Annotated in this window: 20 protein-coding genes; 3 read left to right on the top strand and 17 right to left on the bottom strand. The window is 58.8% G+C overall.

All coding sequences use genetic code 11. The features are described 5' to 3' along the window. Positions 1–48: 48 nt before the first annotated feature. The 6 genes from NKJ78_RS05615 to NKJ78_RS05590 form a co-directional block, all read right to left on the bottom strand. The gene (locus NKJ78_RS05615) at positions 49–1,236 is read right to left on the bottom strand and encodes a magnesium transporter (RefSeq protein ID WP_352536736.1); all 1,188 of its coding nucleotides are present in this window, start codon (positions 1,234–1,236) and stop codon (positions 49–51) included. 202 nt (positions 1,237–1,438) lie between these two features. Further along, on the bottom strand, positions 1,439–1,594 hold the full coding sequence (locus NKJ78_RS05610; protein WP_023739587.1) for a hypothetical protein: 156 nt from the start codon (positions 1,592–1,594) through the stop codon (positions 1,439–1,441). A 144-nt stretch (positions 1,595–1,738) separates the two neighbouring features. Then, positions 1,739–2,455, bottom strand: coding sequence for a pentapeptide repeat-containing protein (locus tag NKJ78_RS05605; RefSeq protein ID WP_023739588.1), 717 nt, complete (start codon positions 2,453–2,455; stop codon positions 1,739–1,741). Between the two features lie 1,531 nt (positions 2,456–3,986). After that, on the bottom strand, positions 3,987–4,130 hold the full coding sequence (locus NKJ78_RS05600; protein ID WP_156942341.1) for a hypothetical protein: 144 nt from the start codon (positions 4,128–4,130) through the stop codon (positions 3,987–3,989). 1,503 nt (positions 4,131–5,633) lie between these two features. Continuing rightward, positions 5,634–5,783 (bottom strand): hypothetical protein, encoded by a 150-nt coding sequence (locus NKJ78_RS05595; protein WP_245260474.1) that lies wholly within the window; start codon positions 5,781–5,783, stop codon positions 5,634–5,636. A 68-nt stretch (positions 5,784–5,851) separates the two neighbouring features. Beyond that, positions 5,852–6,232, bottom strand: a complete 381-nt coding sequence (locus NKJ78_RS05590) for an ATP-dependent DNA ligase (RefSeq protein ID WP_050596043.1) — start codon at positions 6,230–6,232, stop codon at positions 5,852–5,854. A 96-nt stretch (positions 6,233–6,328) separates the two neighbouring features. Here NKJ78_RS05590 and NKJ78_RS05585 point away from each other — a divergent pair, with 96 nt between their 5' ends. Beyond that, on the top strand, positions 6,329–6,841 hold the full coding sequence (locus NKJ78_RS05585; RefSeq protein ID WP_352459495.1) for a response regulator: 513 nt from the start codon (positions 6,329–6,331) through the stop codon (positions 6,839–6,841). A 1,075-nt stretch (positions 6,842–7,916) separates the two neighbouring features. Here the strand turns inward: NKJ78_RS05585 and NKJ78_RS05580 are convergent. Beyond that, positions 7,917–8,144: an aminotransferase class I/II-fold pyridoxal phosphate-dependent enzyme gene (locus NKJ78_RS05580; RefSeq protein WP_084014362.1), complete on the bottom strand. Its 228-nt coding sequence runs from the start codon at positions 8,142–8,144 to the stop codon at positions 7,917–7,919. 782 nt (positions 8,145–8,926) lie between these two features. On the opposite strand from NKJ78_RS05580, the gene NKJ78_RS05575 reads away from it, so the two are divergent. Next, on the top strand, positions 8,927–10,357 hold the full coding sequence (locus NKJ78_RS05575; RefSeq protein ID WP_023697139.1) for a coiled-coil domain-containing protein: 1,431 nt from the start codon (positions 8,927–8,929) through the stop codon (positions 10,355–10,357). A gap of 171 nt (positions 10,358–10,528) precedes the next feature. Here NKJ78_RS05575 and NKJ78_RS05570 read toward each other — a convergent pair whose 3' ends face one another. From NKJ78_RS05570 to NKJ78_RS05530, 9 genes are all read right to left on the bottom strand, one after another. Further along, on the bottom strand, positions 10,529–11,866 hold the full coding sequence (locus tag NKJ78_RS05570) for an HlyD family type I secretion periplasmic adaptor subunit (RefSeq protein ID WP_031253261.1): 1,338 nt from the start codon (positions 11,864–11,866) through the stop codon (positions 10,529–10,531). Positions 11,867–11,892: 26 nt separating this feature from the next. Continuing rightward, on the bottom strand, positions 11,893–13,605 hold the full coding sequence (locus NKJ78_RS05565) for a type I secretion system permease/ATPase (protein ID WP_023739595.1): 1,713 nt from the start codon (positions 13,603–13,605) through the stop codon (positions 11,893–11,895). 333 nt (positions 13,606–13,938) lie between these two features. Further along, positions 13,939–14,853 carry a class I SAM-dependent methyltransferase gene (locus tag NKJ78_RS05560; RefSeq protein WP_023749118.1) on the bottom strand — a complete coding sequence of 305 codons (915 nt, stop codon included), beginning with the start codon at positions 14,851–14,853 and terminating at the stop codon, positions 13,939–13,941. Between the two features lie 72 nt (positions 14,854–14,925). Then, positions 14,926–16,185 carry a polysaccharide biosynthesis/export family protein gene (locus tag NKJ78_RS05555; protein WP_352459494.1) on the bottom strand — a complete coding sequence of 420 codons (1,260 nt, stop codon included), beginning with the start codon at positions 16,183–16,185 and terminating at the stop codon, positions 14,926–14,928. Continuing rightward, complete coding sequence (locus NKJ78_RS05550; protein ID WP_352459493.1) at positions 16,172–17,449, bottom strand: hypothetical protein; 1,278 nt, start codon at positions 17,447–17,449, stop codon at positions 16,172–16,174. Before NKJ78_RS05550 ends, NKJ78_RS05555 begins: the two co-directional genes overlap by 14 nt. Next, complete coding sequence (locus NKJ78_RS05545; protein ID WP_352562387.1) at positions 17,446–18,450, bottom strand: SDR family NAD(P)-dependent oxidoreductase; 1,005 nt, start codon at positions 18,448–18,450, stop codon at positions 17,446–17,448. Before NKJ78_RS05545 ends, NKJ78_RS05550 begins: the two co-directional genes overlap by 4 nt. Positions 18,451–18,494: 44 nt before the next feature. Next, positions 18,495–19,169 (bottom strand): sugar transferase, encoded by a 675-nt coding sequence (locus NKJ78_RS05540; protein WP_023681043.1) that lies wholly within the window; start codon positions 19,167–19,169, stop codon positions 18,495–18,497. Further along, entirely contained in the window at positions 19,166–20,317 is a 1,152-nt protein-coding gene (locus NKJ78_RS05535; protein WP_352459491.1) for a DegT/DnrJ/EryC1/StrS family aminotransferase, read from the bottom strand. The genes NKJ78_RS05540 and NKJ78_RS05535 overlap by 4 nt, the downstream gene beginning before the upstream one ends. A 49-nt stretch (positions 20,318–20,366) precedes the next feature. Further along, positions 20,367–21,095 (bottom strand): nucleotidyltransferase family protein, encoded by a 729-nt coding sequence (locus tag NKJ78_RS05530; protein ID WP_023681041.1) that lies wholly within the window; start codon positions 21,093–21,095, stop codon positions 20,367–20,369. A 633-nt stretch (positions 21,096–21,728) separates the two neighbouring features. Between NKJ78_RS05530 and NKJ78_RS05525 the strand changes: the two genes are divergently transcribed. After that, entirely contained in the window at positions 21,729–22,406 is a 678-nt protein-coding gene (locus NKJ78_RS05525) for a LuxR C-terminal-related transcriptional regulator (protein WP_023681040.1), read from the top strand. Between the two features lie 96 nt (positions 22,407–22,502). On the opposite strand, the gene NKJ78_RS05520 is transcribed toward NKJ78_RS05525, so the two are convergent. Continuing rightward, entirely contained in the window at positions 22,503–24,221 is a 1,719-nt protein-coding gene (locus tag NKJ78_RS05520; protein ID WP_023689782.1) for a sensor histidine kinase, read from the bottom strand. Between the last annotated feature and the right edge of the window lie 197 nt (positions 24,222–24,418).

The following is a 24,418-nucleotide window of genomic DNA, read 5'->3' as shown; positions in this document are numbered from 1 at the left end:
TCAGCTCATTGCCCCAACTCCCAGGGACGCGTCACCGCACGCAGCTTGCTAGAGCACGAGCATGGTTGCCAGCCCCAGCATCAGGCCCATGCCTACAATATCGGTCACGGTGGTGAGGAAGATCGCCGAGGCGACCGCCGGATCGGCGCCTACCCGGCGCAGGCCCAACGGGATCAGCACGCCGGAGATGCCGGACATGAGGCACGATCCGGACATGGCAAGCAGGATCACAAGTGCCAGCATCGGCGCCTGCGCCGCCGACGCCGGTTGCCTCGAGGCATAGAACCACATCGCCGCAGCCGCAACAACGCCGACGAGCGCGCCGTTGGCGGCCGCGAGCGCGCCCTCTCTCATCACCAAGTGCAGCTTCGGTCGTTTGTCCACATCCCCCAGGGCAAGGCCACGCAGCGTCATAGCCAGTGCCTGGCAGCCGGTGTTTCCGCTCTGCCCGGCCAAGACCGGGAGGAACGCCGCCAGGGCGACGATCTTCTCGATCGTGCCTGTGAACGAACTGACCACGAATGCGGCCATGAAGGCCGTCAGGAGATTCAACTGCAGCCACGGATGGCGCTTCAGGAAGGCTGAAAACAGCGGCGTAAAAGAGCGCTCCTCCTTCTGGAGGCCGACCATCTGGCCAGACTGGGCGGAAATCTCGATGATTTGCTGCTCGAACAAGCGCCAGCCGCGAACCTGCCCGAGCAGCCGGTTCTCCGCATCCACCACCGGATAGACAGGATAGTGACGCCGTACCGCCGCCTTGCATGCGTTACTCAAAGAGAGACCGACATCAAGAGCGAACGGCCTGGGCAGCATGATGTGATCGACAACCGCGTCCGGTTCGCTCAGCATCAGATCCCGCAGGACCGCCAGGCCAACCAGTTTATTACCCTCGTCCGTGACGTAGAGATAAGTGAGCTCGGTCGGCACTTGGGCGCCTCTGACGGCTTCCACCGCGGCAGCAACCGTCGTCCCGACAGGAACGCTGGCGGGGATCGGGTCCATCACCTCGACGAGCGACTCGGGGATCGCGAAACCCATGTCACCATCATGAGAGCTGATGGGCCGCATATGCAGTGGCAAATGCTCGGCCACCTTACGGGCGTGCCCGTCAGGCAACAGTTTTAGTGTGTCGCGGATGAACTCGGGAGACTCTCTAGCGAGCAATTCAGCTGCGTCATCAGGTGCTCGAGCACGCAGCGTGCGCACCAACTTCTGAACGCCGGTCTCTTCGTTCATATGATATGGCCCCCCAATTGAAAGTGAAAAAGTTGTGAAGTGTCGGATCGCACCGGGGCGGAAATACGACAGCTTCTTCCGGCCCAGCAGTCCGCCTTGTGGTTCTCGCAAGCGCCGCCTGCACCCTCCTAGCTTGAGAAGGCAAAGCAGACGTCTACATTTTGGGCGTGCCTTCGGTCAGGTCAGCACGCGAGTGTCCGCGCTATTTCCCTCGCTTTTCAATCTTTAGATCTGGGAGGTCGGGTCGCTTGGATAACACACCGGCCTCCTTCAAGGCTGTATATCCAACCTTTTTGAGGAGCTTCTCTGTTTTGGCGCGCTCCTTGTCCAGAGCGGTATCACCTTTGACCTTGGGCATCCGTCCTCCATTTGGTCGTTGTCGTTCGCCGGTAAATGAGATTGCCGGAAATGTCCCGCAGTGTCGTGCTTTGACCCGCGGCCGAGGACTGCATTGAGGCGCATTGCCGCCCGGCAGCCTTTGGGCCGGAAGCGGACGGGCAGGCTATTCCTGCTGGAATTGACAGGGCCAATCTTCTGGCCTCGTCATGCCAGAAGGCAACTCGGTCCGGGCGTCTCCGCAAGCCATGTTGAGCTGCCACTGGGACAGACCCGCCGAATTGGACAGATCGAGGCCCTCGATACGGGTCAGAAAGAAAAAAGCGCCGTCAAAGTCTATCGGTGCGGTGAACTTCGCTCCTCGGAAGTCCGCCCGCGCGAGATTGGCAAACGAAAAGTGGCTGCCGCTGACATCGGCGTCATGGAACTGTGCACGCCCCAATTCCGCCTTTGTGAAATCAACATTGACCAGATTGGCGTCCTGGAAATTCGAGCGCTGCACTTCCGCGCCCGCAAACACAGCGCCCTGCGCGTCCATATGGCTGAAGTCGGTCCTGTAAGCCTCGATTTTGTCGAACCGGGCGCCTTTGGCGGTCGAGCCGGCCAGGGAAGCGCGCACAAGCGTTGCCTTCTCAAAATTTGCCGCAAGGAGATTGCTGTTCCTGAGGTCGGTCGAAGTGAAATCAACACCGAACAGGTTTGCCCCGCTCAGGTCCTGTCCTTCTAGGATGAGAAGCTTTTTGTCACACTCCTGCCAATTGACGCCAGGCGTCGCGGCTGCGTAGCAATCTTGAGCGGCGGAGGCGTTTTGCCAAGCCAATACAGTGCAAACCGCCAGAACCAAGCCGGATCCGCCGTAAGCTCTGGTTCGTCTCAAAGTCATTGTTGCTGGACCCCTCTGCTACTCGTCGACAATCAGCCTTACCACATCTGCTGACACTCGAGCCACGGTAACGACCGCCGTCACAGTTTGCGCATCAACGAACCGCCGATAGCCAGCGGCAGCTTGCGGAAATTATCGAGAGTGGGGAAAGGCTTTGACGGCAGAGTGCCTTTTCGCAGACGCGCATGAGCGCCTCAAGTGCACGAACGGAGCGTGAGCAGCGCCTGGAGGAGCGTCTGACGCTCGCGAAGGAAATGACGGGGAGCGTAGATCCGTTGGATTTCATAGTTCGCCAAGCCGTTTCTCTCGTATTCTCTCGTATGGTCTGGCGAACCAAAGGACCAAGAAGACAACTAGTTTCATGCGAGCTGTATTTGACCATGGTAATATGAGCGCTGCCGCATTTGGCCGGAAGCTGACTGGCCGCTTCTGGCGCAAAACGATAACGGATGTTTAACCTGGTCTGGTTCAAGCACCGTTGTCGGGTTCAAATCGCGTGACCACGCCAATGGTACTCCAGTATGGCGCTTCGGAACCTCCAGGTTGCGGGGCCTTGTGATCGCAAGTAAACAGTCGCGGAATTTGGTCACACGAAATGGCCAATCACCGGTTTCGAACGTCCGCAATTCGTGGCGTGAACGATATATTGCACACCTACGGGACCTTACTGACCGATGCCGGCCTGCTCGCCTGTAGGCTGGCGAGGAGCGGCCTGGGGAGTCTCTGGGCCGGCGTCGGTCACCGCTGGCTACGCTGTTGCCTGCGGAAGCTGACAGTCATTGTGATGAGGGCAATTTGCCCACCATCGTCGTCAAACTGCGCGGCGCCGTGAATGACCTACTGCATTCCGCGGAGGGAATTCACGTCGGCGCAGAACTCGGCGTAGGGCTTGCTCATTGCCGCGTCATTGCATTCGCGCAAGATCATTTCGCGCATGGCCTTAGGCTTGTCCATGAAGACCGCCTCCCGGCCTGGTCGGGCGGAGCCGGCGACTTTTTCTGTTCGCCGAAATCGTCAAGCACGCCCCTTCTGGGGCGAAGCTTTCTAAAGCACGTCCGACCACATATTTTAGGAGGGCGCCACCAACGCTCTACCAATCACGGTTCGGAACACTGCCGAAATAACCGTTAGTCGGCGCTAATGTTTCGGTCTGGACTCGCTACCGCTTTGGAAGCATTCTGCACTCGGGGGAGAGGGCGTGGGCAAAGTCCAGCGTCATCAAGGTGCGGATCAGGCCGACCGCTGGCGCAAGAACGCAAAGGGGCGGTGGATGTGGCGACGGCAATATCTGCCGGCGCTGGTGATGGTTCCCTGACCGGTTTTCAAAGTGAACCCAAGCTCTCGACAAGCTCGTCGGGCTCATCCCAGCTGGCTGGCTGAGTGGCACCCGCACGGCCGGCGCGGGGAGCTGCGATATCAAGGGCAACATTTCCACCAGTACCGACGAGCGATTTATCACGTTCCAGGGCAGGAGCATTACTGCCAGACGACGATCAGTTTCAGTACAGCGAGCGCTGGTTGTGCAGCGAGGCTAGGCATGGGCCGCCGGCTGGCGCAAAGCAAGGCGGTAGCGCGGTAGCCACCACCATGTGCAGGCCCACCAGCCCGTCATCATGGTCCGAACCTGATCGCACCCGCCGACCTTGGTCTCAATGTCGTTGATTGGCACTGCCACGCGGCTTTCCTTCATTCGCATGGTTCGCAGACATTAGCATTATCGCATACTCTCATCATCCGGCGTCGTCACCCTCACAAAGCAGCGCCGGTAAGGCTCGGCGCCCTTCTTGTTTGTCCCATGTGCCAAAGGAGGTCGCCGGGCCTGCCGTTGCTCATCTTTGCGGGTTGCTCCTGATGGCTCCGCTTGGCGCCGTGGCCCTGCGTCTTCCTTCAGGTAAGGCCGGCGAGGCGCTTGTCAGACGGCCTGGCATGTAGGATTATGGTCCTCGTCGCGGCGACGCCCTCAATGGAGAGCGCCAATGGCCAGAACAAACCTTCCGAACAGCTTTCCCGGGCTGAAATCGAGCGCTTCCTGGCGGCAGCCGAAGCGCTGCACAAGAGCATCGCCGGGCCGCTCCTGGCGTACCACAGGGAGCACTGCCAAGCTCTACCTGAGGCCCATGGACCCCTGTTGAAGTCGATTGAGACGGTCACCGGCCAGAAGGCGCAGTTCATCCGCTGGAACGGGACAGGACCGGCACAACCCCGGAGAAGCCTCCGGGCTGGTTGTCCTCGCGCAACTCTCGCGCCGCATCACCTCTAAGAGCAGTTCGAAGACGCTTTCGATTTCGCCGTTGATTTGGTCGGCAGGGATGCCAGGCTTCTCGGCCGCCGTCGTCAATTGGTCTGCTAAGTCGCTGGCAGCGATCGGATCGCCTCGCGTCACAATCGCGGCGCGGAGGGGTTTTATTAGCTCCCCCTCATCTTGACGCCGGTGCCGGCTGCTCCAAAGTCTTGGGCATGGCTCGGGGAAGTATCAAAGTTGGCGACGAGGTCGCAGTCACGGCGATTGTGCGCGGCCGGGTGACGCCCGATCGCATAAGCGTCACGATCCCCTCCTACGACTTCCCGCATTCTGTTGTCGATTCGGCTTCGAAGGCTGTGATTGGCCAGCATATGGAATTGATCGGCCCTATACACGCATCGACGGGAACAAGGTAACCGTCAGCCTCCGGCCATTGGTGACTGTCGAGGCCGAGCACGTGCGCCTGGTCGAAAGCCACGTGGCGCTTCCGCGAGCGCGAAAAAGGCCGCTCGTTGACAAAGTTTAACTTGCCTGCCCCCCAAGGAACGGCCAGTGAAACTTTCCCCATCACATCGGCTCTGGTCGCCTCCCGCTAGCTGCCGGCGCGTTGCGATATCGGCGCAGTAGACGGGTCGGCATTTTCCGAACTTTCCGCCATGTCGTCGCGATGACGTTGGCGAAGGCGCTTCAGCAAATCGCGTGAGGCTTGAATCGCCCTGCGCGATTGATCCATTTCTGGCGAAACGTGGCGCGTTCCTCCATGGACTTCTGCCACTTCAGCAAGGTAGCCGTAGTCGCAGTGGCCGCTTGAGCGATATCTATGGGCGTTGCAACCATCGCATCCTCCCAAAAAAGGCAATGGTAAACGCAATCTTTATAGGCCCGCCGAAACCCTTTCTTCAATCAAAAACGAACATACGGCACATGGCAAAATGGCTATTCGTCGGGCCGCTCGACGGCGGCTTCGTCGACCTCGGCCTCCATCTCGTCGTTGACGGTTTTGGTCTTGCCAAAACCGTCCATCGCCACACCGTCAAAGCCCTGCAGCCATGCTTCCGCATATTCCTGCCAGTAATGGCACCTCACGCTCCTTGCCATCCTTGCGCGACTGCGCACCGTACATCCATGCATAGGTGACGCGCTCCTGGTCCTTTTTAGCTACGGCCATTTCCGTTCTTCTCCCGGAAATCCAGCAGCCTTGCGTGCCGCAGCTTCTCTTCGCCTTTGAGGGTCTCGACCCAGCCAACCAGTCCGGGCTTCAGCCACTCGGCCTTTTCCTTTTTATGTCCCTTCGGGACCGGGCCGCCAACCTTGCCCTGGACACGATCCCAAAGCGCTTGCCGCTCAGCGGCATTGAAGTTGACGAGTGCGCCGCCTTTGTAGAGGCCCTTTTCAGCCATGATCACCTGGGTAGCTTTGCCGCGCTCGCGCTGTGCACCGATGATTTGCATTTCCTTTTCCTCAAAGCACTTGATCTTGCGCCAAGCGCTCGTTTGCCGCTGCGATATGGACTGCCCCTTGAGCTTCGAGACCATGCCTTCTAGCCCGTCTCGTCGACCAGGTGGCAAACGGCGTCACCAGTGCGGCATCGCTCCTCTGAATTGAATGCGCCCGCCGGCAGGGATCATTTCGTGCAGGATCTCGCCGCGATCTTCGGTCGGCATCCCGCGCAGGTCATGATGCGTGGAACCCTGCCGGTTGCTGACCGTTCTCCGTCTATGGAAGCCCCGAACCAACAGAGCCAAACGATCCTCGTGGTTGACGGCGACGTCATCGCCCGATGCGTCATCGCGGACTATCTCCGCCACTGTGGCTACAGGGTGATTGAGGCCCATTTCGCACGTGAGGCGCAACAAGCGTTGAACTATGCGGAGTTCGGTGTGGACACCGTCTTGTGTGACGTTGACCTGCCGGGCAACATGGACGGGTTCCAACTGTCGAAGTGGGTTCGCGAGAACAAGCCCGAGGTCAAAATAGTGCTTTCTGCCGCAGTAGAACGAACTGCGATCGCGGCGGGCGACCTTTGTCAGGAAGGCCCGCACCTTGCGAAGCCGTATGAGCCGGCCAGCGTAGTGGACCATATCAGGCGACTGCAGCGTGTTTTGAGCTTACGATCCAGGAACCCTGGTGCAAAGCGCAATTGATCTCTGTCCAGACGCCGAGAGGCTCGTCTGCATACCAATGGTGATTTAGCCCTGCGAACTGGACGCCGCTCAAAGGAAGAACGGCGTATAAGCCGCAGTCCTGCGTGCGGCCGCAACAGTGGACGGTTGTCGCGCGCAGGACGGAGGAAATTCGCCCTCATGCGCGGGCGGTGAACGGGATACCGTAGGAGCGTCAGCATAGCGCCGGCCACAGGATGGGACGCGGCACCGACTGTCCCCGTCCGGTAGTCCGCATGTTTTGGTCGAAGCCGACCGGCTGAGATCGTGCGCATTTTGGTTCTCGACGGTACGGCCGCTGATCGGCGATGATGCGAGGACCGAGTTGCCTGGAAGAAATCGATCTGGTCTTGCACCTTTTTTGCTTCCTCATTCGCGGGGCAGCTTGTGATTTTCCAGCCTGACAGACCCTCCCCTGTCTATAAGAAATTTCCCGACGCATGAGCGCACGTCCAACACAGTGCGGGCTCCAATGCTCACCGGCAGCGCGAGAATGGTAACCACCTACCTTGAGGGGAGCGCCACGTGCGTATTCAACGATGCAGGCGCTGCCAACCTCGGCATCCCCGGGAATAGCAGGCTTATAAATGAATATATCGTTGATCAACGCTATCGGCGCAGCCGCCGGGAGATGGACAGACCGCGTTCCAGCTAGGGGGATCGATGTTCCAGGCTAAAGGCATTGGCATGCCCGAATTAGAAAAAAGACCTGAATCCCGTAAAGCAGCAACAAAATGCCGAAAGCTATCCAGAAGCCGGGTCGCGTAAGCAATGCCAGATCTTTTCTTAGCTGCTCCATTCACATCAACTAACATGGCCAAGCGTCGTTCCCGTCCGCTGGGGACAAATTTCAACTAAGCTAATAGGCTTCGTCGCATAATGGCCGCGCCACTGCGGATCGAGACACCTCAGCGCCCCGCATGAGCACGCGCAACTCGATCGGAGGCGCAAGGAGAAAGTTCGGAACGGTTCCAAGAACCCCAAGCAAATTGAGCGCCGCAGCGGACGATAAGGTTCACGCATATCCCGGCGAACATCCGCACAGCAATGGTCAACATCAACGGCAGAAGGGCGTCCGAAAAGAAACGCATCTCTGCGTCACCGCCTCATCGAGAGTCACCGCTGCGGCATCTTGAATAAAGGTCGGCGATCCGAAGAGCATGCATTGCGCAAGATTTTGTAAATGACCTGATGCCGAGACCGGCCCAAGCGTCCACCCTAGCCTCCAGCCGGTCATTGCATGAGACTTCGACAGGCTGTTCACAATTATCGTCCGCTCTCTCATTCCGGGAATGGATGCTATTGAGGGAACTCGCCGTCGAACACTGTGCTGCGGTAAACCTCATCGCTGATGATCCATAGATTGTGCCGCTCGGCAAATGTGGCAATTGTTCCAGATCGTCCCTGCCGAACTCATATCCGCCGGGATTGTTTGGGGAATTCAGCAAGATCGCCCGCGTTCGATCTCCTACCTTTGCACTGAGAATATCCTCGGATGCCTTCCGCCGCGCATTTTGCAGCGATAGTTTGGCGGGTCGGACCACTGCTCCACCGGCGCGTATTGCCGCTTCGTATGTAGATACCAAGGCTCAAGGCAAAGCACCTCGTCGCCAGGTCCGGCAACGGAAGCTTAGTGTGATTGGGCGGCCAGGCGGCCGGTCCCCAATTCGTTCGAATGATGCGCTTGCCTCGCCAAGGTCGCATGGTGAGTCAGCCGGCAAACCAAAACACTCAACCGCCGGTTAGGCCCGGCCGCCTGATGCGCCCCACAAGAGGCTGTGCCGGGCCGTTCGTCGGGGCTTCTGCACCTGAGCGTTAATGGGCCCAGGCAACACACCATTGACGCCAAGACGATGGCAAGAAGGGGAGTCGCGCAGTCCTCAAGAATAAGTCAGCAGGCACCTAGACCGATGTAGGGCCTTCCAATCGCAGCTCTCGGCTCCTCGCGACGCCGGCGCCCTGGCATCGTTTGATTGAACGAAGACGCTGAGTTGAGCTCTCGATACAAAAGCATCTCAGTCCTCGTGCCTCAATGGTTCCGGGCATGCGGCTGCAGGGGATGAAGTCATGAAGTTCAGGGATTTGATCAGACGCGCCGAGGACAATGTGGAGAGGTCGTTCGACGATCTCGAAGCTGACTTGGCTAACGCTGTCGACCAGTGCCTCGATTTGGAGGATGTCGCCGACGTGCCAAACATGGCAGGCGACAACAACGAACAGGATGACAGCGTACGGAGTGAGGGCGGTGCCGGCGACGACGATGATAGCTCGCCGATACCAGCGCATCGGCTGACCTCACACACGCAGAGCCGAATTGCTGCAGTGAGCTCGTTCAACGGCTTGTTCCACGATGCCAAGCTCCATTTCGAGGAGATCAACGCAAAAATCTCCGAAATTACAGGCACATGTCAACTGACGTTCGAGTTTTTTCACATCCTTCACGCGGACATTCTCCGTGCGAACGAACTGGAGCTGGCGAACCAAAATCTGATCGCAGATCAAAGGAACTTGTCGGAAACACTCAATGACCTGAACAGACGGTACTGTGAGCGTCAAGGCACCATCGAGACATTGCAGCAGCGCCAGGCAAGCCTTGTTCAGGAGTGTGAAGTGCTCCGTGGCGCGTTGGCCGCGGCAAGGCTGGAGCTGGTCGAAGCGGCGAACACCACCACAAAGAACGAAGCGGAATTTGGCGACCTCACGAACATGCTTGCCGCCGCAAATGTCGAGGCCGACAGGCGCTCCCGAGAGAACAAACAGCTGCGTGAAAAGAATGTGAGCCTGTCTATTGACCTGGAAAAGGCCATGAAGCGGGAGGAAGAGGCACGGCATAGGCTGGATGCCTTCTCGACGATCCATGCCAACGAAGCTGCGCGAAATTCCGAAATGCTGAGTGCGCTCGGCAAGAGCGAAAAAGAGGCAATCAAATTGCACACCTCACTCGAGGTTGCGCAGGCGAAGTTATGGGAGGTGACCGAAGCAGCCAGGATTATGCAGGCGGACATGGATGGCGAGCTTAAACGCTGCCAGGCTGAGAACCGAGGATTGCGCTCAGAAGTTCAAAGCCTCCAATCGCGCTTCGAACTCGCCTCAATCGCAAACACCGAGGCCGCGGCCGAGATCGCCAGGCTCCAGCTACAATGGAGCGACGCCCTGGCGGAAAAACAGGTGACCGACGAAAGGTTGGCCGCACTCACCGAGGAGGCCGAAACCAACAAGGTGAACCTTTCCAAGATCGCCGCAGATTTTGCGCAACTGTCCATGCAGCAGGCGTCCGATCAGATCGAACTCGATGTGAGACGGCAGGAATGCGAGGACTTGCGGGTCGAAATTGCCTCGGTCAATGCTCGGGTCAGGGAATTGCTGCCCTACAAGAGGTCGCATGGAAGCGCGAACGCCTTGCCGCATACATCTGACGTGGCAAATGTAGCGGTGACTGCAGACCGAACGGTGCATGCCGCGCGCCGTGGCCGCCGCAGGGCCCTCGCTGCGTTGTAGGAGCAAAGAACCTCTCCTCCCGAGGCAGTCACTCCTGTCGATGACAATGTCCCAGACGAGCCTCGCGCGTCGGCCGCCGGCGTCACCCCTGTCGGCCTCACGTCGCCTACCCCAATATGTCAGCATGCACGCCTGCAGTGTGCCTGCGATCGACCGCTGACAGCCGCCATGTCACTGCCGGAAAGCCCTCGACATCTGGTCGGTAAGCGGCTTCAGCAGATAAGACCAGACGCTGTGTTCGTCCGTACTTATGTGAACCTCCGCTGGCATACCGGGTTTGAGGACTTTGGCATCGGTCAGACAGGTGGACTTGTCTTCGACATTGATGCGCGCCGAGAAATAAGAAAGCTGGCGCTGTTGATCTTTTATCAGGTCCGCCGAGATGCGCTTGACAGACCCTTGGCAGGCAGGCGTGGTGCCGGCGTCGAAAGCCGGAAACCGGATCGAGACCCGCTGACCTGGACGAACGTCATCTATGCGCGACGGCGCAATCAGCGCGTCGACCACAAGGTTGCCGGTGTCAGGGACGATCATCATCAGAACTTCGCCCGCGGCAATCACGCCGCCGATCGTGTGAATGGAAGATTCCTGTACCGTTCCCGATTGCGGAGCGCGGATGGTGGTTTTGGCCAGTTCGTCCTGTGCCACAACCTTGCGCTCGCTGAGTTCGGTTTGCTTGGCTTCCGTTTCACGAAGTTCGCTCGTTACGTCACTACGCCTTTGTTCATCGAGCTGAAGAATCTGCAATTCGGTCTCGCTGATCCGGGCCTGCGCCTCGGCAACTGCCGCCGCGAGGCGCCCTGATTCTCCGTGCGCCCGGGTGGCATCCAGTCTGATGTTGCTAAGTCGCTCTTTGGACACCAGTTTCTTTGTAAAAAGCGCCTGTACATCGACAAGATCGCCATCCAGCAGGACCACGGATTGTTCTTCCGCGGTCTGTTGCGCCTTGAGGCCCTCAACTTGGCGTTCGAGTTGCTTTGAGCGGCTTTGCAATTGTGCCTTCTGCCCGTTGAGGGCCGTAGCGCGGCTGTCGAACAGCGTGCGCTCGCCGTTCACCAGCGCAGCCAGCTCCGGCTCGCCCATTCGCGCTTGAAGGCTGAACGGAAGCTGCATCTCCGACAGGCCTTGCCGCTCTGCCTCCAGCCGCACAAGCCGAACCGTTGCCCGATCAAGATCCTTGCTAATTATCTGCAGATTGGCCCGTGTCAGTGTGTCGTCCAACCGTGCCATCACATCGCCGGCCCGTACATGATCCCCGTCTTGCGCGAAGATGCCACCTATCGTGCCGCCCGTCAGATGCTGCACCTTCTTTATGTTGCTCTCGACCACCACGGTCGCCGGCGCAATTACCGCGCCAGCAATCTTGGTCAGACCGAGCCAGAGCCCGCCGCCGGCAAGCAACATAACCGTGACCGCCGCACCCAGGATCAGGTTGGCCCCGATTCCATCGCGCGTGCCCGAAATCGCTTTGCGCCGGCTCCCATTGCCGATCGGGGCCGATGGAGCCATCGTCGCCTCAGACAAAAAAATATCCCTCATGCGTGACCGCTCACCCCTTTGTGCATCGCGACGGCCGCTGCCGGGCGTTCAACCGGCGCAGCAAAGGGGCGGATGACGTTGGCCAGGACCTCCTCGCGTGAGCCGAAGGCGTGAAGCATCCCATTGGACATTACGAGTACCCTGTCGATGTTGGTAAGGGCAGAAGGACGGTGCGCAACTACGATGACGATGCCTCCACGTCTGCGCACTGCCAGGATCGCGCCGGCCAAGGCGGTATCGCCATCGACGTCCAGATTTGAATTCGGCTCGTCCAGAACGACGAGAAACGGATCGCCGTAAAGTGCCCTGGCAAGCCCTACGAGTTGCCGCTGTCCAGCCGACAAGGCTGTTCCTCCCTCGCCCATGCGTGTTTGAAAACCGTTCGGCAATCGCAGGATCATTTTGTCGACGCCCGCTGCCTTGGCAGCTGCAAGCACGCCCTTGGCGTCGCCCTTCCCGCCAAATCGCGAAATGTTATCGGCAACCGTTCCATCAAACAGTTCGACGTCCTGGGGCAGGTAGCCAATATGCGCGCCAAGCTGTTCTTGGTCCCATTGGTCAAGCGAGGCGTCGTCCAGCCTCACCGTGCCGCGAAGTGGCTGCCAGACGCCCACCAGCGCGCGCACAAGCGTGCTTTTGCCAGAACCGCTCGGGCCGACAACGGCCATTCCCGTCCCTGCAGCCAGGCGGAAGCTGACATTGGCTACCGTCGGTTTTTGCTGGCCCGGTGGCGCTATAGTCAGGTCCTCGACCGCAAGCTCCGCTTGGGGGCGCGGAAGTTCCATATGTTCGTCCCGGTCAGGAAAAGCGGCCAGGGCCGTTGCCAGTTGCGAATAGCTTTGCCGGAACGCGGCGAAGCCTCGCCAGTTCGCGATAGCGGCGTCAACAGGAGCCAATGAGCGGCCCAGCAAGATGGAGGATGCGATGATCACGCCTGGCGAGGCTTCGCCTCCTATCACCAGGTAGGCACCCAGTCCAAGAACGCAGGACTGCAAGGCCAAACGCAGTGCCCTAGAGAGTGCCCCGGTGGCGCCGACGACGTCGGAAAGCTTCTCTTGGTGCCTCAGATATGCGTTATTGATCTCGCCCCAGCGGTGGGCAAGCCTTGCGGAAAGGCCCATCGCGCGCACGACCTCCGCGTTGCGGCGTCCGGATTCGGCGAGATTGCGTTGCGACACCAGCGTCTCGGACGCGCGTGTCACCGATGTGCGGCCAAGAACTTCCGCCATGACCGTGAGCAGCACGACAATGATCGCACCGCTTGTGGACAACAGACCGAGCGCAGGATGCAGGAAATAGATGATCAGCAGGTAAAATGGAATCCACGGAGCGTCGAAGATGACAGTCGGCCCCATTCCGGAAAGGAAGCCGCGTAACTGATCGAGATCACGGAGGGGCTGTATCCGGTTCGCATCCTGCCCGCCAATGAGCGGCAAGGACAGTGAGAGGCCGAACACCCTCTGCTTCAAATTCCTATGGACACGATTGCCCACTCGAACCAGCAGGCGCAGCCGCACGAAATCCAGCAGCCCGTAGACAGCGTAAAGACCCAGCATTCCGATCGTGAACCCGACAAGCGTCGGAACGCTCTGCGAAGGTAGAACGCGATCGTAAATTTGCAGCATATAGACCGAGCCGGTCAGGGCGAGAAGGTTTATGACTGCCGAGAAGACGCCGACGCCTACCAGGCCAGGCACGGTCCCAAGCATTGCGCCTCGCAGATCCGACGAACTCCTTCCACCAGGGTTCATGGGTTTCGACCTCCCGTGAGAGATCGTTGCGCAAGCTCACTGGCCCCACTGGGCACGGACAATCTCTTGCTGTTCAGGAGCGTATCCCCTTAGCCTTCTAATATTACGCCCCACTAACATGATTGGACTTTAGTCAAAATGTAGCAAAATCGTGGCGCTGACCCGAGAAACCCGGAACCCACATATTAAATCGGGGGAAAACTGCCGTTCCACCGTATTTAGACGGGCTTCATGCCGGGCGAGCCACCCCAAGAAAACCGCTGCCTGCCGTTTTCGGGGCTTTCTCGGGATTTAGCGCTTCCTCGCAACAACCAGGAAGTGTTGCGCCAGCTGGCCAGGAACGCGAAGCCTTCTGCAGGCCTTCTCGACAGGCTGCATCATCATTTCACAGAACCCTGGCAACAGGTTTCCCGGCCGAGGCAGGTAACCATACGGTATCGTCTGCTCGACGGTGAATCCCGAGGCAGTCAGGAGGGCCTTGAACCTCGCTGCGCTCAGCGTGTGGCGAATTGTGCGTCGAGACACTCGATTGAGCAGCCGGCACGCCAGGCCGACGGGCGACGTCGCATTCATGTGAACGTTGCACACAAGCCGCCCGCCATCTTTAAGGTGCTCATTGATCGCTTTCAGTGCATGCCATCTCAGTTCATCCTCTGCGTTCAGGAAAAAACGAAATGCGGTTACCACATCGAACGTCATACCCAACTGCTCCCTTGTCACGTCGACGTGACGCAAACTCACATTGGGCGGTACTTGAGCGCTGTCGAGCATAGTTCTGGAAACGTCGGCGCCAACCACCTCGCTGAAGAGGCCGGCGGCTACCTCGGCGATGCGACCTGTTCCGCATGCGAAATCGAGGCAGTTTCGGCTCGCTCCGCTCAAGGGGCGAAGAACGTCGAGGATCAGGGGCTTTTCGATGTTCTCCCAAAGCGCGCCATAATAGCCGGAACTGTGCGTTTTGTTGTAATGTAGGCCGTAGCCGGGCGCGCAATGGCTGGTCCTGTAGCCGTCCGACACGAAGCCGCCCTGCGCATTGCTCTCCTTGCTAGACGTAAATTCCTGCCAATTTCCGGACTCACCGGCGCGCGACCTGGACCGCACAATTCGCGCTGACGGCATATGGAAAGCATAACTTGACGACTGCGTCACCTGATCCGCGTTCGTTGAGGGTGTCAGGGTCGCTCCCTGGTTGAAAATGCGCCTCACCTTGGATCTCCGTTCAGTTGGGTTCGCCCCCCCGATAGAACAGTAAGCTCCGCACGGACTGCGGCTGACGCCCTATTGGACTGCCACACTTTGCAGTTCACTGCTGAATCTGGCTTCGACAGTATCCCCCGGCAGCACAATCGCATCTTCGTCAACCAACAGCTTGCGCCATTCATTGCCGATCTTGCGTACGATGGTCACCTGGGCCCGTACCGTTTCGCCGGCAATCGGCAATGGCTGTGTGGATGCTCCGGTCGGCTGCAGCTTCTCGCTGGCGGCATGGAGCCTGGCGGTGACATCCGCCAGCCGGGCGTTGGTGTCCTTCAGATCCGTCAGCAGGCCAATCCTCCTTTGATTGTCGTTGCGTTCGTGCTGTCTGACAAAGTCCTCCTGCTGGCGCCGCGCCCTCATCAGTTCGACCGAGGTTTGAAGCGCGCCGCTTGAAGATAAAAGCAACGCGCGCCTGACATCCGCGAGCCGGGTGTTGGTCAGATTGCCTGCATCGAATGCCTTCGTCACTCGCGCCAAATCTTGCTCATCCGCCTTCACGCTCTCGCCCTCGACTCGTTCGCGTTTCTGCAAAACGCCAATTTGCTCGGCAGCGTCCGTCCGGCCCTTCTCCAGAAAATCCTGCTCTTGCCGGAAATCACTCAGCGCAACCTTCAGCGCCTCTGCTTCAGCCTGTGCCATCGCGGCTACAACGCTCGGCGAAAGAGGTGATCCCTGTGGTGTCTTCTTGTCGAAATCCGCCTGGCCCTGAAGCTCGGCGCGAATGCGGGCAGCGTGAAGGTATTCTTTCGTGTAATCTCCCCAGAGCATTTCGTAATCGCGCTTGAGATCGACCGGATCAGGCCCGGCCTGGCCTGCCCGTGATCGCAAAAGACTGAAGCCGCCGGAAACGGCCAGCGCCTGCCGTACAGTCATGAGCGGACGGTAGGCCTGTTGTCCCGGGGTGAGCACATCGCCCGTTACATAGATCGGGCGATAGTCCGCTATGATCGCTGTGACATCGTCGGGCTCGACAGTAACTGTCTGCTCCCGCCCATCAGTCAGACGCACGTGAAAAATCTTGCTTGGCAAGACCTCTTGCATGCGCCTTTGCAGTTGGGACGCCGTCAGGCCTGCGACCATGATCATCCCCGCCTCCGGAAGGGCGATATTGCCATCCATCTGGACTATGGCGCGCTGCGTCCGATCAGGGATCGGCGCTATTCCTATCTCGACCGTATCGCCAGGTGAGAGTTGATAGGGCTCGACCTCGCCTGCGCAAGCCATCGAGGTTAGCGACATCATCACGACTGCGCCAAGAACGTATCGTCTACTGAAGGTCATTTGCGACAATCTCCTTCCGGTCAAACACCTGCTTCAAAGGCCATTCAACACGAGTAACGAAATCGTATACCGGGCCACCGGGCACGCCCCAGTTGCTGGACCAGACCACCTGGGTGCCGTCTGGAGACGGAGAGGCATGCGTCTCGCTCCAGTAGTCGAAGGGCGCGTTGTGCGTGTCTGCGACACGGCGGACCTCTCCACTGCCGTCTAGACGCAGCGCAATGACTTGCTGAGCGTAAGGCGCCCAATCCGGGTGCTGCGATAGTTCGGCTGGCGTGCCGCCATAACTCAGAAACACCCAGCCGGGCCTGCCGAGCGACCTGAGTGACGCATGCATGGCCTCGCCATATTTCATCAGCGAGGTAGCCTTGCCATCAGCCAAGCGGCGCTTGATCACCTGATATTTGTCAGGATCCGATTTGCTGATCCCGACATAGATTTCGCTTCCGTCGGAATCGACCGTCATGTCGCCATGGCCTGGTCGATGGTGCTCCATCCACTTCTGGCGCAATATGCCGTCTATGGAGAAGACGAAACTCGCTTCGATTCCGTCCGGTAATTGCTGGGAACACACTATGTTGATTCCGAGTGGTGAGATTGAGCAGGAGCCGGTTGTTCCCGGGAATTCGGCAAGATCGATATCCGGGAATTTCTGCCGTAGCTTTAGATCGTAGGCAAAGACCACCGCTCGGCCGTCATTGTTCGTTGCACGCACCGCAATCCGGCTGCCGTCGCGGCTCGGATTGCCTTTGTTGGGTCCAAATTTGAGGTTGGAGTACGCTCCGGAGGCAAACACGACGTCCTCATGATCGGTACGTGGGGCCCATGTCGCAATCTGCCGGCCCCCGACGCAGATCATCAACTCGGGATCGGTGGGATGCCATTCGCATTCGGTCGCGCGGTTGCGGTGGAACAAAGGCAAGTAGGTTTGTCCGTCGAGAAAGCACAGGCCACCGCAGCCATTCGCGATCAGGAGCAGGCTCTGGTCGGCATTCCAAGCCTGTGCGCTTGAGTAACGGTGGGTGCAGTACTTCTTCCCGCATACACCCGCCCGGCCGAGAACGCCCGGTCTGGTGATCCGTGCGAAAACCATGCCAGACCAAGGATCCCTTGTTTCGCGCACATGGCCCGGCAGGTTGTTCAGGACCGCAGTGGCCGCCGCCTCCGCTGCCTTGCTTTGACGGCCACCGGCCACGTAGATGTTGGGAGATATGGCACCGGCAGCCAGCAACAGCGCCAACGCATGACGGCCGCCCAGGGTCATGTCATGTAACCCACTTCGCGCCGTACCCGGCCTTCACTAAGGCGCTCGCGCCACCACGTGATTGTTCGCTCCAGCCCATCGCGCAGGCTGGTCTGTGTCCGCCATCCAGTCTCGCGTTCAAAGCGCGAGGAGTCGGCGAGCAAGGCGCGAACTTCGGAATTTTGCGGCCTCAGGCGCCTTTCATCACGACGGACCGGCTTTTTGCAGTCGGTCAACTCAAGAACAATGGCCAATACGTCCGAGACGGTCGCGGCGCGTTGGCTGCCAGCGTTGTAGGCGTGGCCGAACTCGAGTTGGGCGAGACCTGCGGTCAGGAACGCTGTCGCGGTATCTTCGACATAGGTCAGGTCGCGGATCGGACTGGTATCGCCGACCATGATTGCAGGACATTTCGGGTCGAGGACCTGCCGGATAATGGTCGGCACGATGGCGCGTTCACTCTGGCGCGGGCCATACGTGTTGAAGGGTCGCATGATGACCACAGGGACATCGAACGACCTGGCGTAAGACTCCGCCATCATGTCGGCGCCGATTTTGGATGCCGAATATGGTGACTGTCCCTGCAGGGGGTGTGTTTCGCCGATCGGCATGGTTTGGGCAGTTCCGTAGACCTCGCTCGTGGAGGTATGGATCACCCGCTCCGTCTCCCATAGGCGCGCCGCTTCGAGGACGTTCACCGTGCCTAGGATGTTGGTTTCCACATAGGACTGGGCAGCGGCGTAGGAATATGGAATCGCAATAAGCGCCGCCAGATGAAAAACCGCGACTTGGCCGCGCATGATCCGGTTAAGGAACGCACTGTCGCGGACGTCACCACGGACGAGCCTCAACTGGCTGCGGATGGTGTCCGGCAGATCGTCTAGCCATCCATGGCTGTCGAAGGAATTGTAAAGGGCAAGGGCTGTGACATCTGCCCCGTTGCGAACAAGCGCCTCCGTGACATGCGAACCGATGAATCCGTCCGCGCCGGTCACCAGGACTTTCTTTCCATTGTAGCTCATCACTGCGCATTCCCTTGGCTGTTTGGAACGCTTCCCTTGGATATTCAAACGTCGATCGGCGGTACCGGAACCCAACCGACCACTGCCAGCACTCCCCGCACCATCCACGCGAGGTCGGAGACGATGGTGCGTCGCGGATAATATGAGAGGTCCAGTGTTGCCTTGGCGGGGAACATGACCTCCCGGTAGAACACGATCGGATCTACGGATTGGGGGAAGTAATGCGCTTCGTGCCGAAAAACGACCTGGGCTGGTCCCAGCAGGCCTGGCTTGTATTGCAGCACGGCCCTAAGCTCGCCCCGGAAACAATCGGCGAAAGCCAGGCTCTCGGGCCGTGGGCCGACGATCGCCATTTCGCCTTTGAGGACATTCCACAGCTGCGGTAGTTCGTCCAGCTTCGTCGCTGCGAGAAAGCGGCCAACGGTGGTCATGCGTGTATCGCCCACGACCGTCAGCGCAAGGCCTTGAGAGCCGCAGTTCACACCGAATTTGCGAAATTTGTACATGCGGAAGGTTCGGCCGCCGGCCCCGATGCGGGTCTGAGCGAACAAGATCGAGCCACCGCCCTCGAGCAGAAGCGCTCCGGCGATCAGCAGCATCAATGGCGCCAATGCGACGGTAGCGATGCCCGCCACCGCAAGATCGATTGCGCGTCTCGCAAAGCCGTGATCAGGATTTGGAACGAACATCCGGTGAAAGGCAGGGTCTAACGCATTCATGCAGCAGTTCCTCTTTGGGCGCCTGCTTTGAGCGCGCCTGTTTTGAGCGCGGCTGCCAGGGCAGCCACGACTGATTCGGCGGCGGCGGAAGTGATCTGGGGGTGCAGCGGAATTGTGAGCTCTCGCTCAGCGAAATCCTCTGTTCGGGGCAAACTCACGCCGGGAAAGCGCTCGCGGTAGAACGTCATTTGGTGCACCGGCGGGTAGTGGATGGTGGTCTGTATGCCCTGTGTCCGCAGCTCGTCGATGACATCCTGCCGGCTCGCGTAGCGCGGCAGGACGATCGGCATGATGTGGTAAGCCGACGTCCGGGGTTCGCTAAATGGAATGACAATGGCTGGGCAACGGTCCGCGATCAGGCGTCGGTACAAGACAGCTATGATACGCCTGATTTCGTTCCACTCTTGCAGGTTCTGCAACTGAACCAGCCCTATTGCCGCTCGCATCTCGTCCATTCGGTAGTTGAACCCGAGCATCGTGACATCATATTGCGGCGTACGACTGTTCAGCCGCTGATGCGTCCCCGTGGTCATTCCGTGCCCGCGGGCCAGGCGAACCCTGTCGAGCAGATCGGGGTCACGTGCGATCACGGCGCCCCCTTCGGCCGTTGTCATGTTCTTGTTGCCATAGAAGCTGAACGCGGCCGCGGCGCCGAATGTCCCGACTTCCCTAAGCCCGGGCGCGTGCGCAGCGTCCTCGATGATATGCAGCCCGCGAAGCCGGGCGAACCGCTGCCATTGTTCCCGATCGGGGAGATACCCGGCGAAGTGAACGAGAATGACCGCTTTCGTGCGCGTCGTGCACCGCGCTTCGGCTTCCGCAACCGAGATCAACGGCACGTCGACGGACTCGATATCGACGAAGACCGGCGTCGCCCCTACATACAGCACCGCATTCGCCGTCGCCACGAACGTCAGCGAAGGAACCAGTACTTCGTCGCCAGGGCCGATGTCCAAAGCATGGAGGAGAAGATGGAGCGCTGCGGTGCAGGAACCAACCGCAACGCAATCTCGCGCGCCATGCATGCCGGCAAAGGCCTGTTCGAACTCTCGTACCCTGTCCCCCATCGTAAGCCAGCCGCTATCAATCACCTGCGACAGGGCTGCCTTCTCTGGCACGCCTAGGATCGGGGCGCTCACCAAGAGCATTTTGACCTCCTGAAAGCCTTGTTAGTGGCTAGACCTCTGCATCAGACTTTCATGCGGCTGCGGCGGCAGCCGCGACCTCGATTGAGGACGACTGATCTTCCCAGGCAATTGCCTGTGCATTCTGGAAGTCATCGACACGACCGATGTCGAGCCAAAGACCGTCATGCTTGTAAACATGCACGGTCGTGCCGCCCTGCATCATCTGCAGCATCAGGTCATCGAACCCAAATGGGATCCCGGACGGAATGAACCGCAGGACATCTGGGTTCATGCAGTAAATCCCCATGCTGACGAGATGGGAAAGCGTCGGCTTTTCCCGGAAGAGCTGGACGGTATTGTCGATCTCGTCGATGACCCCGAAGTCCATCTTGATATGACGGCACGCCGTGGCAATCGTAACGGGATCCCTATGCAAGCGGTGCGCGGCTACAAACCGGCTCAGGCTTAGATCTGTGAGGACATCGCCGTTCAGAACGACAAATGTTTCGTTCAGTTCATCCCTAATCAGAGAGAGAGGTCCGACGGTGCCGAGTGGCTCCATTTCCTGGGTATATTTGATCTTCAAGTTCCATTGCGATCCGTCGCCGCAGACGCTACGGATCAAATGTCCTAGATACCCTGTCGTAATATATACCTCTTCAATGCCGTTGCGCCGCAGCCACTTCAAAAGCAACTCAAGAACAGGCCGGGCCCCTATCGGCATTAATGGTTTCGGCAGGACCGATGTAAACGGTCGAAGGCGCGTACCCATCCCACCACATTGAATCACCGCTTTCATTCGATCCTCCTGATCTGCAGTTGGCTTTGTTCGGGATCGGTGTTCCATTGTCCGGCCAGGGCACCCCCTCAAATCCGGCCAAACCTCGGCGGCAATCCGAACATCATATGCGAAAAGGTATGTGACAGCCGGGGCGGCTGTCGTCGTGCATTCGAATGGTAGGGATTCAAAACGTTCAAGGTATTAGATGGCCACGAGATCAACAGCCTACAGAAGCGCGATTGGGCACTGATCATGACGCCGATAAAACGAAAGCAGTTGCTTTCAAGAAAGCTGCGATCCGCCAGGGCCGGACCGGCCTACAGGTCCGGCGACAGCGGGTGGCGACATAACAGATGCCACATGATTACGATGGTCCTGAACAGCTGGCTTGGACCCAGAGATGGGAAACCGGCATCGTTTTGCGGACAGGCACCGCACGCCAGGGTTAAAAATCTATGGATGAGCTTCGCAATTTAGTATTATATTAGACGTTCTGGATGTGCGTGGATGGGACGCTGCGGACATCACTGTGATGCGTTGACCAGTGGATGGCCGCCATTTTAGGACCACCACGGATTGTCGATCATAGGCGAATGGGAGGTTCCAGCGGGTTTTCTCGTCGGGAACCGAGTAACGCGTTGGGGTAGTTGCATGGCTCGGATCGTCATTGCCGACGATCACGGCTTATATCGGCGTGGTCTCCGGCTGGCACTCATGGCTGGAATTCCAAGCGCCGAAATATTCGAAGCTTCGTGTTTCGATGCCGCGGTCAATCTTTTAGAGGAGCAGGCGTCCATCGATCTTGCGATCCTCGATCTGAACATGCCTGGGCTGTTCCATCAGGAAGTGCTCAGCGACTTTATGGCTGCCTATCCTGACACTCGCTTTGCGATCGTTTCCGGGGATGATTCCCGCTCGGAGATACTGACCGCGCTTTCGATCGGACTTCACGGGTATATCGTCAAATCGCAGAGCGACGAAGAAGTCGTGCTGGCTGTAAACGAAATCCTCGCTGGCCGGATCTATGTGCCATCTCTCCTATCTCGAACGTCTGCCGACCAGAGATCGCATGCCCCCCCACCTCCGGTTCAAAATGCCAGCCGCCGGCACGAGGGCTCGGGCGACGTCGCTAGGCTGACGTCTAGACAGAAGGACGTCCTCAAGCTGATGGCAGAGGGGTACTCGAATAAGGAGATTGCCCGCAATCTGGACATTGCCGAGGCGACAACGAAAATCCATGCCGCAGCCGTGCTGCGTGAGCTTGGGGTTAGAAACCGTACCGAAGCAGCTGTGTTGCTCCAAAGCTGGCTTACGAGACAGGCGAGTTGACGCATGCCCCTCGAACCGGCCCGAGTTTGCTTGCAGGAAATCGCAGCAAAGGGCCCACACCATCGGTTAATTGGTCGGCTTCGACTTGGAGGGGCTCTATTGCAGTCCAAATTCCTCAATTTCTTTGCGCGATACACGCAGCGAATATCGAAGGCCATCTTCGGTTATTTCCATATTCGGGGAATGCCCGACAAGCGGCGTGCTGTCCACACCGATTATCAGTGACCCGAACCCGCGGCGTACGACTTTTGAACTCTTCCGTCGGCCCGATTCCACCCAATCGAACACGAGGTCGTCGCCTTCGTCCTCGGATGCAAATCGCCACTTAACTTCGACCTTGCCATTCGGGTCACCCAGCGCACCATGTTTCACCGAGTTTGTCGTCAACTCGTGAAGGATCATCGCCAAGCCCTCGGCGGCGCCGCTTGGCACAGTGAGGGAAGGTCCACTGATCGTAATGTCGCGTGTCTCCTTGAAGGGCTGCAATTCCCGGTCCACGAGTTCATGGAGCATCCCTGACAGGTTGGCATGACGAGAAAGGATGCGATGGGTCGCCTCCAGTGTTCGAATCCAATCGATCAACATCTCCTTGTATTTGGCAACATCATTGTCGGGAGTATCGATCATGTTGACCAGAGCTCTGATCACTGGAAACACATTGCTGAACCGATGGCGCTCTTCGCGCATTATGCGCTCGCGTCTCTTTACGGCGGCGCGAAGCAAAGTTGTTTGTCGACGTTCGGTCAGATCCGCCGCCACCCCGATGCGCATTTTGCGGTCGCCGTGCTCTTCCTGCCGTCCACGCAATGCAATCCAGCGTGTGTGACCATCCACTTGCCGGACGCGAATCTCGACGTCAAAGTTCAATGCCGATGAAGGCTTTGCCGAGGCGGACAGCTTCGGCCAGTCGACGGGATGGATTACGGCCGAGAGTTCTTCCAAGCGGCGGACTGGGGCCGGAGGCAGACCAAGGATGTCCCAGAACTTGCCGGAGCCGGCGACTGTCCCATCCTCAATGTCTATTTGCCATGTGCCCAGGCGCCCGGCAGATACGGCGAGATCGAGCCATTCCTTCTGAGCCCGAAGGGCCTCGCGTGCCGCTTGTCGCTCGGAAATATCGTCAACCACCACGAATACGCTCTCATTTGGCGCCTCGTCCGGCCGCGACGAAGACAGGGCCAGGTGAGCCCAGAATGCCGTGCCATCCTTGCGCAAAACGCGGATATCCGTCGCCGACGCGGTCCCATTGCCCAAATCTTGCAAAAGTTTCCGCACAGTACCTCGATCGTCGGGGAAAATGAGTTCCTCCAGCTCCAGTTGGGCAAGTTCCTTGTGCGCGTAGCCAGTCATCTCCAAAAGCCGTCTGTTCGACTGCAGCAGTTCGCCATGGCGATTGGTATTAGCAAAGCCCAAGGCGGCAGCATCGATGGCAGCGAGCCTCGCTTCTGCCACCCTGAGCGCGCCGTGCAGATCTTGTCGCAGGCGGTGGAACACGGTTGCGATCAGGCTACCCGAACCCAGAAGGAAGACGGCCCCGGTCCAGTCTCGACCAGTGAGGTGACCGTCCAGCAGGTGTCGCATCCACAAGCCGGCGACCGCCATCAGAAGCGTTGCTGCGATGGCAACAAAACGGCCCTCAAGATACACGATGACAACGGTTATGGGGATAAACGCAACAAGCGGCAACGGCTGGCCGCCATATACCGTACTTATCGCCTCGAATGCTATCGATGCTGCAAACACCAAAAGCGAAGCTAGATGAGCCCACGTAGTGCTCGACACATTCGATTTGAGCCAGCGCAGGTCCGAACCCATGCGCAAAGACTACAACTTTCGGTCTAGTCCGTCGAGACTAGGCCGAAGGGGTGGCACCTAATCCCAATGCCCGATTGCCATGACTTTGCCGGCGAATAAAATCATGGTGTCAGGAGCGCTCTTCAGAAAGATATATCCAAGAGACGCTGCGGAAAAACCATTCGCAGATTTCTCGCAGTATGTGGAAATTCAAGTTG

Source organism: Mesorhizobium sp. M0037 (assembly GCF_040323635.1).
Taxonomy (GTDB): domain Bacteria; phylum Pseudomonadota; class Alphaproteobacteria; order Rhizobiales; family Rhizobiaceae; genus Mesorhizobium.
This window is presented reverse-complemented; position numbering and strand designations above follow the sequence as displayed.

What these genes read in the sequence shown, in the direction of transcription:
- NKJ78_RS05535 (WP_352459491.1), bottom strand. Translation starts at nt 20,317, where the DNA reads ATGCTCTTGGTGAGCGCCCCGATCCTAGGCGTGCCAGAGAAGGCAGCC.
- NKJ78_RS05555 (WP_352459494.1), bottom strand. Translation starts at nt 16,185, where the DNA reads ATGACCTTCAGTAGACGATACGTTCTTGGCGCAGTCGTGATGATGTCG.
- NKJ78_RS05525 (WP_023681040.1), top strand. Translation starts at nt 21,729, where the DNA reads ATGGCTCGGATCGTCATTGCCGACGATCACGGCTTATATCGGCGTGGT.
- NKJ78_RS05575 (WP_023697139.1), top strand. Translation starts at nt 8,927, where the DNA reads ATGAAGTTCAGGGATTTGATCAGACGCGCCGAGGACAATGTGGAGAGG.
- NKJ78_RS05615 (WP_352536736.1), bottom strand. Translation starts at nt 1,236, where the DNA reads ATGAACGAAGAGACCGGCGTTCAGAAGTTGGTGCGCACGCTGCGTGCT.
- NKJ78_RS05610 (WP_023739587.1), bottom strand. Translation starts at nt 1,594, where the DNA reads ATGCCCAAGGTCAAAGGTGATACCGCTCTGGACAAGGAGCGCGCCAAA.
- NKJ78_RS05570 (WP_031253261.1), bottom strand. Translation starts at nt 11,866, where the DNA reads ATGGCTCCATCGGCCCCGATCGGCAATGGGAGCCGGCGCAAAGCGATT.
- NKJ78_RS05540 (WP_023681043.1), bottom strand. Translation starts at nt 19,169, where the DNA reads ATGAATGCGTTAGACCCTGCCTTTCACCGGATGTTCGTTCCAAATCCT.
- NKJ78_RS05545 (WP_352562387.1), bottom strand. Translation starts at nt 18,450, where the DNA reads ATGAGCTACAATGGAAAGAAAGTCCTGGTGACCGGCGCGGACGGATTC.
- NKJ78_RS05565 (WP_023739595.1), bottom strand. Translation starts at nt 13,605, where the DNA reads ATGCTTGGGACCGTGCCTGGCCTGGTAGGCGTCGGCGTCTTCTCGGCA.
- NKJ78_RS05520 (WP_023689782.1), bottom strand. Translation starts at nt 24,221, where the DNA reads ATGGGTTCGGACCTGCGCTGGCTCAAATCGAATGTGTCGAGCACTACG.
- NKJ78_RS05590 (WP_050596043.1), bottom strand. Translation starts at nt 6,232, where the DNA reads ATGGTCTCGAAGCTCAAGGGGCAGTCCATATCGCAGCGGCAAACGAGC.
- NKJ78_RS05605 (WP_023739588.1), bottom strand. Translation starts at nt 2,455, where the DNA reads ATGACTTTGAGACGAACCAGAGCTTACGGCGGATCCGGCTTGGTTCTG.
- NKJ78_RS05580 (WP_084014362.1), bottom strand. Translation starts at nt 8,144, where the DNA reads ATGAGAGAGCGGACGATAATTGTGAACAGCCTGTCGAAGTCTCATGCA.
- NKJ78_RS05530 (WP_023681041.1), bottom strand. Translation starts at nt 21,095, where the DNA reads ATGAAAGCGGTGATTCAATGTGGTGGGATGGGTACGCGCCTTCGACCG.
- NKJ78_RS05550 (WP_352459493.1), bottom strand. Translation starts at nt 17,449, where the DNA reads ATGACCCTGGGCGGCCGTCATGCGTTGGCGCTGTTGCTGGCTGCCGGT.